Source organism: Sphingomonas sp. So64.6b, assembly GCF_014171475.1.
Taxonomy (GTDB): Bacteria; Pseudomonadota; Alphaproteobacteria; order Sphingomonadales; family Sphingomonadaceae; genus Sphingomonas; species Sphingomonas alpina_A.
The window spans coordinates 4,637,774-4,649,501 of sequence record NZ_CP048817.1; the positions used below are offsets into that span (position 1 = coordinate 4,637,774).

Sequence of the window (11,728 nt, forward strand, 5' to 3'; positions counted from 1 at the left end):
TGTCAGTCGGCCGAATAGAACAACATGCCCGCAAGCGCGGCGAGTTCGCGCATGCCGTCGAGCTCGAGCTTGCGGGCGACGTTCGACAAATGCACCCGGACGGTGTTTTCGGAAATCAGCAGCAGCGCCGCGATGTCGCTGTTCGACCGGCCCCAGCCGAGGAAACGGACGCAGGTCAGCTCCATCGGCGTCAGCTTGAGCAGTGCTTCGCGGTGCCGTTTGGGCACGCGCGCGGCCTCGACGATATGCTCGCCGAGCGCGATCGGCGCGGCCGCACCGGGCGTCGCGTCGGCCTTGCGCAGCAGTTCGGCGATCGCCGCGAGCCGCGCATCCTCGGTCATCGTCGCGGTCTCGCTCAAACCCCGCCCAGCCCACGTAACAGGTCGATCAGCACCCCCGGCCGGCTGACGATATCGCGCATCACCGCGTCGATATAGGATCCGAGCAGCAACAGGATGATCGCGGTTGCGGCGATCGATTTGATCGACAACGACAGGGTGAACACGTTCAGCTGCTGTGCGAACCGGTTCATCAGGCCGAGCGCGAGGTCGATCAGGAACAGGACGGTGAGCACCGGCGCCGCGAACAGCGTAGCGAGAACCATCAGCCGCCCGAACTCGCCCTCGAACAGCAACAACCCGCGCGGATCGAGCGCCGGTGCGGGCGACGCGATCGGCCAGAGCGCATAGCTTTCCATGATCACCTGGACGAGCAACGACAGGCCGCCGGAAAAGATGAACACGATGTTGGCGAGCCGCCCGAGGAACGCGCCGTTAAGCGATGTCTGATGTCCGGACAGCGGATCGACCACTTGCGCCAGGCTGGAGCCGACCTTGGTGTCGATAATTTGTCCGGCGGCTTCGAGCGCCCACAGCACCGAGCCGAAGAAGAAGCCGATCAGCAGCCCGACGAACGCCTCCTTGGCGAAGATCGGCACCCAGTCGGTCGCGCCGAGCTGAGTCAGTTCGAGCGGCGGCTGGATCGCGAGGCTGACAATGCCGAGCGAAATGAAGATCGAGTTGCGCACCAGCGCCGGCACCGTCTCGCTGGAGAAGATCGGCAACATCAGAAAGGCGGTCGCGGTCCGTGCAGTGCCGACGCCGAGCAGCAGTGTCTGATCAGCCCAGCCGCTCACCGCCGGATCAGCGCCGGAAATTCGGTGAAGATGCGGTCACTGAAGCGATAGAGCGACGAGGCGAGCAGGGCGGCGGTTACGAACAGGGTGATGACGATCGCGAAAAATTTGACCGTATATTGCAGCGTCTGTTCCTGGATCTGCGTCGCCGCCTGGACGATCGCGACGAGCAGGCCGGCGACCGACGCGACGATGATCGGCGGCGCCGATAGGATCAGCACGAGCCACAGCGCGTCATTGGTGAGGCTGACGAAGTCGCCGTTCACGACCGGGATTCCTCAGAGTTTGTCTGAAAATGCGCTGAGGGCGCATTTTGCGGTGCCAGCCCGCTCCCCCTCCCGGCCACCCACAGCATATCCTGGATGGGTGGCCGGGAGGGGGAGCGGGCTGGCACCGCTTTAAATTCGCCCTTTCGCGAATTTTCAAACAGCTCCTCAAACATAACTGAGCACCAGCCCGTGGGCGAGCTTCACCCAACCGTCGACCAGCACGAACAACAGCAATTTGAACGGCAACGAAATCGTCGTCGGCGACAGCATCATCATGCCCATCGCGAGCAGAATGTTGGAGATGACCAGATCTATGACGAGGAAGGGCAGGAAGATCAGGAAGCCGATCTGAAACGCGAGGCTCAATTCCTTCACGACGAACGCGGGAATGGCGACGATGAAGTCGCGGTCGGTCATCTCCACGGCGTGCTTCGGATCACCCACGCGCTGCGCCGTTTTCAGGAAGAAGCTGCGCTCGCGTGGGTCGCTATGCTTGATCAGGAATGCGCGCAGCGGCTCCTTGCCCGCTTCGACCGCATTGAGCATCGTGTTGGTCGACGACAACATGCCGCCATTTGGCCCGCCCTCCGCGACCTGCATCTGTTGTTGCTGCGGATTGGCGCGGATCGCTTCCTGCATCTGCTGGCCGACCGGATACATCACGTAGAGCGTGAGGATCAGCGACAGGCCGTTGAGCACGATGTTCGGCGGCACCTGCTGAAGGCCGAGCGCATTGCGCAACAGACTGAGCGTGACCACGATCTTGGTGAAGCTGGTCACCATCACCGCAAAGAAGGGCGCGATCGCCAGTGCGACCACGACGACGAGCGCCGAACCCGGCGTAAAGGTCGATAAATCCATGAGCGTCAGCCTTCCCGGTTCTGCAGGATCGTGGTCATGAGCACGCCAAACCCCTGGCCGATCGCAACCAGTTCGCCGCCGCCGATCGCGGTGTCTCCGGCGATGACTCGCACCGCGATCGTGCCGTTGTTCGGCGGCAGGGGGAGGACGCTTCCCTGACTGAGCGTAGCGAGTTCGGTCGCTGTCATGCTGGCGCCGACGATCTCGATGATGGTCTGGACGCGAATGTCGGCGATCCCGGCGCTGCCGGAATGAAGCGGGGCCGGTTCCCCGCCATGGGCGATGCCGGTATCGTTGTGCTCGAGATTTTCCTGCAAGATCAGAACCCTTTCGGTTGGGTCGATACGTACGCGGGGATGGTCGTTACGCCCCGGCAAGGTGAGTCGTGCGACGTGCGGCCCGATGCCGAGAAGCACGAGATCGCCGACGCCCAGCGTGTCGAGGCGCCGCGCGGAGATGGACGGCCCGGCAAGCCGCGCGGTCCAGCGAAGTTTGAGGCCGGCGATCGCGGCGGGAAGGATCCTCGGCAATTCAAGCGGCGCGAGCTGCAGGCCGACCGGAACCGCGATCAGCAGTCGGTTGCGCATCTCGCCCGCCGGGGTACTTGCATCGAGCCGGATCAGGACCGCGTCGCGATCGACCTCGCTCTCCAATCCGGCGGGGTGAAGCTCATCCCCCAGCACCAGTTCCAGCGCGGCGATCAGCGGCTCGATCCGCGACAGGCTGGCAGCGGCGCCGGCGGCATCGGGCTTGCCCTGTTTGCCCGAGACGCGCGCCAGCGTGCCGTCGATCAGCAGCGGCGCGATCGCGATCACATGGCTGCGTGCGCTGAACTGGATCCATGCCGTGGCGGCGCGACGATCGCGCTCCGACGCGAGCCGCGCGACAGTGTTGAGGCCGTGGATCTCGCGGCGATTCAGCGCGGCGATCAGGTCGGTCTGCAGCAACGCGCGTGCCGGGTCGACCGAGCGTATGGCATCGCCGAGTGGGCGTGGACGTTCGCTCATGGCTCGATCCTCGCTTCGGTGATGACATCGTCGGTACGCAAGGGTTTCGCTCCGGCGCCCCAGTTACGCAGCAACCGGACCGATCCGGACGCCACGCCGATCAGCATCAGCTCGCCCTCCGCCTCGACCAGCAGCAGCCGTTCGCGCTGCCCGACCGCGAGTGCGCGGACGAAACGCAGCTGACGTTCGGGTTCCCCGTCGCGCATGCCCATGCCGCGGTCCTGCCAGGTGCGCAGCGTCTTGAGGCAGATCCAGGCGAGGCCAAGCACGATCGCGAGCGCGACGATCATGCCGACAAGTCCGGACAAGGCGGTACCGATCGTCGAATCCATTATGCTCCCTCCAACTCAACATCGCGTTCGAGGTCGTTGACCCCATGATCGCCGCGCTCGCGCATCTTGCCCGCCCACAGGACGATCTGGGCAATGGCATCGAACATGTCGCGCGGGATGACCTCGTCGATGCCGCCATCTTCGTAGAGCTTGCGCGCGACGGGGACGTGGCGGATGATCGGCACGCCCGCTTCCTCGGCTGCTTCGCGCATCGCCTTGGCCAGCGGGCCTTCGCCCCGCGCGGTCATCACCGGCACCGGGCAGCTCTCCGGATCATAGTCGAGCGCGATGGCGATATGGGTCGGGTTGACCACCAGCACGCTGGCGCCACGCGCCGCGCCGACCGCGTTCTGGTTGGCCCATTCCTCATGCAGCTGGCGGCGATTCGATTTGATTAGCGGGTCGCCCTCGCTGTTCTTCGCCTCGTCGCGGATATCGCGCATGCTCATGCGCAGCTTCTTGATATAGCTGTGGCGCTGCCACGCCATGTCGGCAACCGCGATCAGCAGGAAGATCGCGAAGGTCCAGAGCAAGGTGGTGCGGATCAGCCCGCCGGAAAAGGACAGTACCGCGGCCGCGGCGGAGCGGCCGTCGCTTGCCCCCACCGGCAACAGCATCGGCCCGGTCTTTTCCAGGATCTCGGCGAGCGATCCGCGCAGCACAAGCCAGACGACGAAGACGATCAGCGCCGCCTTGGCCACGGTCTTGGCGAGATCGACGAGGTTGTCGACGCTGAACATCCGCTTCAGCCCCTCGACCGGATTCATCTTGCTGAGTTCGGGCTTGAGTTTTTCGGTGGTGAAGACGCCGCCTGCCTGCAGGAATTCGGACAGCACGCCGGCAAGTGCGGCCGGGATCAGGGCGATGGCGGTAATCGCGATCAGCGCGAATGCCGCACTGGCGCCAAGCGCTCCTGCGGCCGAGACGAATGAGCCACCCTTGGCAACCGCGGCAAAACCTTCGTCGAACAGGGCCAGGATACGAGTGGCGGCAAAGCCCGCGCCAAACACAAGGACGATCAGCCAGACGAGGAGCGTGACGGTGGCGGTGACGTCTTTCGACTTCGCCACGTCGCCCTTCTTGCGCGCATCTGCCAGCCGTTTTGGCGTCGGCCGTTCGGTCTTGTCGCCACCATCATTCTTTTGCGCCACACAGCACTCCCGTTGCGCCGGCACGCGCCAATAAAGGCACGTGCTCGACACCACGTCGGTAAACAGCGCTCACCGTCCGATCGCAGGACCCATTTGCGTATCAAACTCCCTAAAGGTTCTCAGAAGAGGTGAGACAAGTCAACGCCATCTGCAGAGGCTATTGCCTCAGAACTGTAACCAAATCCGATGCATTAATACTTTGCAGACAACGTCAAACCCGGCGACAGGCGCTCGGTTCGCATCCGAAACGAAATCTATTGTACGATGAAATGTTCGTTAACCGGGACGGATCGGACGAAAGTCGCGATGAACCGAACCATTTAGGGGTGCTAACTGTCACAAGAAAGGCATAGCCTTGAAAAGTCGGGAATAGTTCACCCGCCTCGCAGGACCCCCACGCGACATCGAACGCCCAATCAACGTACCCGGCAAGGGGCAGAGAGCAGGAGCGGGAAGATGATAAAGAACATAACTCGCAGGTTACGGCGATCTTCGGTCGGGGTCGCAGTGGTGGCCGCGTCAATCGCCACGCCGGCATTCGCCGATTGCGACGGCGCGGCGATCGCGGCTCGTTTCACTGAGGCCGTACGGATCTGCAAACCTGCGTCCGGCTCGGGCGACGGCACGGCCCGCTATCGGGGCGCAACGGTCGCCGAGATGCCGGTCGCCGTGTCGGTGAGCATGCCGGGTTACCGCGCCCGTCTCGCCAAGGCGGCACTGGCGGTCGAGGGTTCCGGGCGTCCGCACACCGATTCACTGGTTGTCGCGGTGGCGCAGCGTTACCGCATCGATCCGCATCTGCTCGCCTCGATCGTGCGCACCGAATCGGCCGGGCGGGCGAGCGCGATTTCCAACAAGGGTGCGCTCGGGCTGATGCAGGTGATGCCGGGGACCGCCCGTGGGCTCGGCGTGCGCAATCCGCGCGCAATGCTCAATGACCCTGTTCTCGCGCTCAGCACGGGGGCTGCGTATCTGAAACAATTGCAAGGCAAGCTCGGCAATAATGTGCCGCTGGTCGTTGCGGCCTATAATGCCGGCCCCGGCGCGGTCGCCAAGGCGCGCGGCATTCCCAATTATCGCGAGACGCGCGGTTATGTCGCGACCGTGATGGGCCGTTATGCCGCCGCCCGCGGCGCGGCACGGTAAGCCGCGATGAGCGTCGAGCGCTACCTCGCCAGCAGCAACGTCGCGCCGAAACTGGGGTTTTCGTCGCGCATCGCCGATCTGGTTCTGGTCGGTGGCATGGTCGCGATCATCGCCTTGATGATCCTGCCGATGCCGACGCTGCTGATCGATGCGCTGGTCGGCGTGAACATCACCTTCGGGATGATGTTGCTGCTGACGACGCTTTATATTCGCGGGCCGCTCGATTTCTCATCTTTCCCGTCGATCCTGCTGGTGTCGACGCTGTTCCGGCTCGCGCTGTCGATCGCGACGACGCGGATGATCCTGACTCAGGGCCATGCCGGGCATATCATCCAGACCTTCGGCACGATGGTCGCGGGCGGCAGCATCGTCGTCGGCCTGGTCGTCTTCCTGATCATCACGATCGTCCAGTTCATCGTCATCGCCAAAGGCGCCGAGCGCGTCGCCGAAGTCGCGGCACGCTTCAGTCTCGACTCGATGCCGGGCAAACAGCTGTCGATCGACAGCGACCTGCGCTCGGGCCTGATCGACAAGGACGAAGCGCGCCGCCGCCGCCGCACCCTCGAACTGGAGAGCAAGCTTCACGGCAGCCTCGATGGCGCGATGAAGTTCGTGAAGGGCGACGCGATCGCCTCGATCGTGATCGTGATCGTCAATCTGATCGGCGGTCTCGCGATCGGCGTGATGCAGCAAGGCATGACGCTGGGCGATGCGACCGCGAAATATTCGATCCTGACGATCGGCGAGGGCCTCGTCGCGCAAATTCCGGCGCTGCTCGGCGCGATGGCGGCGGGCCTGATGGTGACTCGCTCGACTGATGAGGAGACCGACGCCAATCTCGGCCAGGCGATCCACCGCCAGCTGATCGCCAACCCGCGCGTGTTGATTTTCGTGGGTGCGATTTCCTTCCTCGCCGCGCTGGTGCCCGGTTTCCCGGTTGCTGTGTTCCTGGTTCTCGGCTCCGCCTCGCTGATCGCCGGGGCGGCGCTGCATCCCCGCCTCCAGCCTTATATGATCCGTCATTCGGGACCGATGCGCCGCGTCATCGCGCGCGGCAAGGAAGCGCCGCGTCCGCTGGCGCTGACCGCTGAACCAAGCGCGCCGCAGCCGGTCGTGCCGCTGCTGCTTGAGATCGCCGGACCGCAATTGTCGCCCGATGACGAACGCATGATGGTGCAGAGTCTCGCGGCGATGCTCGACCGGTTGCAGCATCGCAGCGGCGTGCCGATGCCGCGGATCGCGATCCATTATCCCGCGCTCGGTGCCGAACCGGGCTGGCAGTTGCTCGCCTTTGAAGTGCCGGTCGGCGGCGGCGAAGGCGCAACTCCCGCAGCGATCGAAGCCGGCGTGCTCGCCGTGTTGCGCCGCAACCTTGCCCGGTTCCTCGGCGTGCAGGAGGCGGTGACGTTGCTCAATCGAGTCGGCGACGAATATCCCGAAGTGGTCAAGGAAGCCGTTCGCGCGGTTCCGGCAGCACGCATCGCCGAAGTGCTGCGACGCCTCGCCGAGGAGGAAGTGCCGCTGCGCAACATGCGCGACGTGCTGGAAGGATTGACCGAGGCGGCGGCGCAGGAACGCGAAGCGCCGCAAATCGCCGACCTCACGCGCATTTCGCTCAAGCGTTACCTGATCGATTCGACCGCCGGCACCGGCCCGCTCCGCGCGCTGATGGTGACGACCGAACTGGAGACGATGGTGCGCGAATCGACCCGAGTGGTCGACGGGATCGAGCGGCTCGCGGTTCAGCCCGAAATTGCCGCCGACCTGGTCCGCGCGATCATCGCGACCGCGCATGAGACGCGGGCCCAGGCAATCGTCACGTCGTTCGAGGTGCGCCGCGCGATGCGCCGCCTGATCGAGCCCGATATTTTCGATCTGAAGGTGCTCGCCTTCAACGAACTCTCGGCAACCACGCAGATCGAGGTGGTCGGCCAGATCGGCCTGCCTCCGCGCGCGGTTACCCAGGAAACCAAACCGGCCCTTGCGGCGGAATGAAGGGAGAAATGATGCAGGTCACGACCGACGAACGCCAGACAAACGGGGTCGACCTCCCGGGCAAGCGCGCTGCGATGCATGCGGCAATGTTCGCGCTGGCCATGGGGTCGGCCTTGCCGGCCCGCGCACAAGATGCGGTGACACGCCAGAGCGAGGCCCCGCAGGTTTCGATCGTCGCTCGCGACCAGCCGGTCGGTGCCTTTTTGCGCGACCTTTTCGGCCGTGCGGGCCGCCCCGTCGTGCCAAGCAACGGTCTTACCGGCACCGTCAGCGGTACGTTCAACGGGCCGATCGAAAAGGTTTTCCGCGACATTTCGAAGGCGTTCAATTTCGTCGGCTATTATGACGGGGCTGCACTGTACATCTATTCGGCGAATGAGCTGACGGTGCAGACACTGCCGGTCGGCCCCGCGGTCGCACAGCGCGTCCTCGCCCAGGTTCGCGCGCAAAGACTCGGCGATTCGCGCAACATCCTTCGCGCGGCTGGTGACGGCAACCTCGTCGCGAGCGGCACGCCGCGCTTCATCGAACAGGTGACCGCGCTTTCACAGGGGGGCAGCGCAACGCCGGTGCCGAGCTATACCGGTGGACCCGGACCCGCGCCGCGATCCTATGGCGGATCGATGCCGCTCGAATTTCGCGTTTTCTATCTGCGCTATGCCCGTGCGGAGGACACGTTGATCTCCGCCGGCGGGCGCGAAGTGCGGATTCCGGGTCTGGCAACGACGATGCAGAACCTCGTGCTCGACCAGCGTCCGGGCGGCAGTGCGCTCGCCGGCACGACTCAGTTCGGCGCCCGGCTGGTGCGCCAGAGCCAGCCGCGTCTGAAGGGTAGCGGACTCGATTCGGTCGCGCCCAATATCCAGCAGACACCATTGCTCGGCCTGCCCACGCCGGGGCAGTATCCGGGGCAGTCGGACGTTCTGGGCTATGGCGGCGGTGGCGAGGGCGTCCCGCTGACTCAGGACGTCGTGCGGATCGAGCCCAGCCCCTATCTGAACGCGGTCATCGTTCGCGACGTACCGGAACGCATGGCATCCTATGACTCGCTGGTTCGCGCGCTGGATGTCGAGCCGCAGCTGGTCGAGGTCGAGGCGACGATCATCGATATCAATACCGACAAGGCGCGCGATCTGGGGATCAACTGGCGCTTCTCGTCGGGCGGGTTCGGCGCTCTGTTCGGCAACGGCACCGCCAGCGACACGCTGCTGTCGCGGACACCGGGTTCGCGGCGCGACAATGTCGACCGGATCACCCCGTCGGGCGTCGGCGGCACGATCTCGACGATCATCGGCAGCCAGCGCGAATTCCTCGGACGCATCACTGCGCTCGAAACCAAGGGCGTGGCGCGGGTCGTGTCACGGCCGCAGCTGATGACGCTGTCGAATGTCGAGGCGGTGTTCGATCGGACGCGCACGTTCTACGTCCGCGTCGCGGGTCGCGAGGAAGTCGATCTCTTCAACGTCACCGCCGGCACCGTGATGCGGGTCAATCCGCACGTCTTCCGCGATCACGACCAGACCCGCATCCGCGTGCTGGTCAATATCGAGGATGGCAGCATCAGCCCGACCTCGCGGGTGCAGGGCATTCCGATCGTGGACCGGGCGAGCGTCTCGACCCAGGCGATGGTGCTCGATGGCGAAAGCCTGTTGCTGGGCGGCATGACGATCGATGAGGATACCGACATGGAATACAAGATTCCGTTGCTCGGCGACATTCCGCTGCTCGGAAATCTGTTCAAATCCAAGTCGAAACGGCGCGGGCATACCGAGCGGCTGTTCCTGATCACGCCACGCGTCGCGACGCTCAGCTCGCGGCTCAACCCGGCGACCGTGGTCAGCAGCACGTCGACCCCGGCGACGCCGATGGCCACATTGCCGTTACCGATGGAGGGAACGAAATGACCGATCCCAGCCCTGTTGCATCCGGCCCCGATCCATCCAGTCCCGTCCTGCGCATTCTCAATGGCCGCCTCGCCGGCACCGAACGCGCGCTCGCACCGGGCAACACGATATCGATTGGATATCAGTTCTGGCAGGATGTCGTGATTCGTGACGCCGCGACCAAGGGCATCGCGATCGATCTGGCGCTCGGCGCTGATGGCGGGGCGCAGATCACCATCCTGTCCGGCAGTGCGACGATGCTCGGCTCGACGATCGAGGCGGGGGGCACAGCGATCGTCCCCGCCTATGTCCCATTCTCGCTCGGCGGCGTGGCGATCGCCTGGGGCGACCCTGAGAATGCACGCTGGGGCGAGGCCGGCGGTCTTGCCCAGGCCGTGCCGCATCCGCCGCCTGTACCACCGACCATATCCGACCAGGCGATGACGGCGATTGGCCGCGCCGGCGAAGGTTTTGGTGCGTTACTTTCGCCGCGTCGGGCGATCGTTCTCGGCGGCGTCGCCGCGCTGCTGATCGCCGCGACCAGCGCCGCACCCGCGCTCGAAGCGCTGGGCCTGCGCGGCTCACCCGCCCAGCGGGTCAGGCACGCGATGGATGTCGCCGGTCTGCCGCAATTGAACGCGGTCGATCACGGCCCGGCGGGGGTCAGCGTTACTGGCGTGGTTGCGAATGAGGGACAGCGCGTCAAGGCGCAGGACGTGCTCAGGGCAAGTGCCGTTTCCGGCGTCGTCAATGTCCAGACGATGGGTGAGCTCGTCAATGCCAGCGTCGATGTTGCGCGGATTCGCGGCCTGCAGGCGATCGCCCGGCCGATCGGGCCGGCCGCGATCGAACTGCGCACGACGCCACTCGACCCCGAGGGCCGGGCCAAGCTGACTCAGGCGGTGCGCACCGACGTGCCCGCGCTCAAACGCCTCGTGCTGCGCGACGACATGCCGCCACCCGAAGATGTCGCGGTGAAGACGGTCGCCGACGCCACCAAGAAAGTCTCGACCGTCGTCGCCGGTGATCCGGCCTATATCCAGACGGTCGATGGCGCACGCTACTTCAACGGCGCGATCATGCCGAGCGGCCACCGCCTGGTCAGCATCACCGGCGATACGGTGATGCTGGAAAAGAACGGCCGGCAGACAAGCCTCAGATTTTGACACGACGACCTACCCACCAAGCGAAGAAGGAGTGCAGACAATGACGAATTCGACGATCACGAGCAGCCTTGGCATGATGGCCACCACACCGATGACCGGCAATCGCATGGGCAAGAGCAGTGGAGCGGGCACCTGGTTCGAGGCGCTGTCCGACGCCTGGGGACAGACACTCGACAAGCAGGCCGCGAAGATCGAGCAAATGTCCGATGCGATTGGCGAGCAGGGTTCCGACAATCCGTCGCAGATCACCAAGCTGACCGCGGAATCGATGCGCATGAGCTTCATGGCGAACAGTTCGTCGACCTCGATCGACAGCGTCGGCAAGGCGCTCGAAACGATGGCACGCAAGGGTTAAAAGGAGGATAGATCATGTCGATCGAAGCCATAGCGGCGGCGGCCGCGGGCGCTGCACCGACGCCGCCTACAGAGACGCTCCAGGCCGGACCGAACGCCTCGGTCGCCGATATCAACGGGTTTCAGGACTCGCTGACATCAGTCAGCCAGGGGGCAGCGCCCTTTGCGACGGCACCGGCCCTCGACCCGTCGGTGAAGGCAGTGTTCGACCAGCTCGAAAAGGTCAACGGCGAGGCGAAGTCGGTGTCGGAATACGCCAAGGCGGCAGAGGCCAGCGGGATGGGGATGTCGCCCGGCGAAGTCGTGAACCTCACCATGCGATGCCATGAGTTCATGTTTCACTGCCAGTTGACCTCGAACATCGCCAACCGGACGTCGGACGGCATCCAGCAGCTGTTCCGCCAGCAATCGTAACCGCGTGGGCGGCGG

General features: G+C 64.8%; 13 protein-coding genes. 6 read left to right on the plus strand and 7 right to left on the minus strand.

Annotated features, from left to right (window positions below):
* Positions 1 to 2 precede the first annotated feature (2 nt).
* The 7 genes from G4G27_RS22190 to G4G27_RS22220 all read right to left on the minus strand — a co-directional run bounded on the left by G4G27_RS22190 (position 3) and on the right by G4G27_RS22220 (position 4,755).
* Positions 3 to 359: a helix-turn-helix transcriptional regulator gene (locus tag G4G27_RS22190; protein ID WP_244624461.1), complete on the minus strand. Its 357-nt coding sequence runs from the start codon at positions 357 to 359 to the stop codon at positions 3 to 5.
* Positions 356 to 1,135: a type III secretion system export apparatus subunit SctT gene (gene sctT / locus G4G27_RS22195; protein WP_244624462.1), complete on the minus strand. Its 780-nt coding sequence runs from the start codon at positions 1,133 to 1,135 to the stop codon at positions 356 to 358. Before sctT ends, G4G27_RS22190 begins: the two co-directional genes overlap by 4 nt.
* On the minus strand, positions 1,132 to 1,401 hold the full coding sequence (sctS, locus tag G4G27_RS22200; RefSeq protein WP_183110642.1) for a type III secretion system export apparatus subunit SctS: 270 nt from the start codon (positions 1,399 to 1,401) through the stop codon (positions 1,132 to 1,134). Before sctS ends, sctT begins: the two co-directional genes overlap by 4 nt.
* Positions 1,402 to 1,569: 168 nt before the next feature.
* Positions 1,570 to 2,265, minus strand: a complete 696-nt coding sequence (sctR, locus tag G4G27_RS22205; protein WP_183110643.1) for a type III secretion system export apparatus subunit SctR — start codon at positions 2,263 to 2,265, stop codon at positions 1,570 to 1,572.
* A 5-nt stretch (positions 2,266 to 2,270) separates the two neighbouring features.
* Positions 2,271 to 3,272, minus strand: coding sequence for a FliM/FliN family flagellar motor switch protein (locus G4G27_RS22210; protein WP_183110644.1), 1,002 nt, complete (start codon positions 3,270 to 3,272; stop codon positions 2,271 to 2,273).
* Positions 3,269 to 3,604 (minus strand): flagellar biosynthetic protein FliO, encoded by a 336-nt coding sequence (locus G4G27_RS22215; RefSeq protein WP_183110645.1) that lies wholly within the window; start codon positions 3,602 to 3,604, stop codon positions 3,269 to 3,271. The genes G4G27_RS22210 and G4G27_RS22215 overlap by 4 nt, the downstream gene beginning before the upstream one ends.
* Complete coding sequence (locus G4G27_RS22220) at positions 3,604 to 4,755, minus strand: EscU/YscU/HrcU family type III secretion system export apparatus switch protein (protein WP_183110646.1); 1,152 nt, start codon at positions 4,753 to 4,755, stop codon at positions 3,604 to 3,606. Before G4G27_RS22220 ends, G4G27_RS22215 begins: the two co-directional genes overlap by 1 nt.
* A 510-nt stretch (positions 4,756 to 5,265) precedes the next feature.
* Here G4G27_RS22220 and G4G27_RS22225 point away from each other — a divergent pair.
* The 6 genes from G4G27_RS22225 to G4G27_RS22250 are packed head-to-tail and all read left to right on the plus strand — an operon-like array spanning position 5,266 to position 11,713.
* Positions 5,266 to 5,901, plus strand: a complete 636-nt coding sequence (locus tag G4G27_RS22225; protein ID WP_183110647.1) for a transglycosylase SLT domain-containing protein — start codon at positions 5,266 to 5,268, stop codon at positions 5,899 to 5,901.
* A gap of 6 nt (positions 5,902 to 5,907) precedes the next feature.
* Positions 5,908 to 7,896, plus strand: a complete 1,989-nt coding sequence (locus G4G27_RS22230) for a flagellar biosynthesis protein FlhA (RefSeq protein WP_183110648.1) — start codon at positions 5,908 to 5,910, stop codon at positions 7,894 to 7,896.
* Positions 7,897 to 7,904: 8 nt separating this feature from the next.
* A complete protein-coding gene (gene sctC, locus G4G27_RS22235; protein WP_183110649.1) occupies positions 7,905 to 9,800 on the plus strand; it encodes a type III secretion system outer membrane ring subunit SctC in 1,896 nt (631 codons plus the stop codon).
* Positions 9,797 to 10,945, plus strand: coding sequence for a hypothetical protein (locus G4G27_RS22240; RefSeq protein WP_183110650.1), 1,149 nt, complete (start codon positions 9,797 to 9,799; stop codon positions 10,943 to 10,945). The genes sctC and G4G27_RS22240 overlap by 4 nt, the downstream gene beginning before the upstream one ends.
* A 40-nt stretch (positions 10,946 to 10,985) precedes the next feature.
* Positions 10,986 to 11,300: a hypothetical protein gene (locus G4G27_RS22245; RefSeq protein ID WP_183110651.1), complete on the plus strand. Its 315-nt coding sequence runs from the start codon at positions 10,986 to 10,988 to the stop codon at positions 11,298 to 11,300.
* 14 nt (positions 11,301 to 11,314) lie between these two features.
* The gene (locus tag G4G27_RS22250; protein ID WP_183110652.1) at positions 11,315 to 11,713 is read left to right on the plus strand and encodes a hypothetical protein; all 399 of its coding nucleotides are present in this window, start codon (positions 11,315 to 11,317) and stop codon (positions 11,711 to 11,713) included.
* Positions 11,714 to 11,728: the final 15 nt, after the last annotated feature.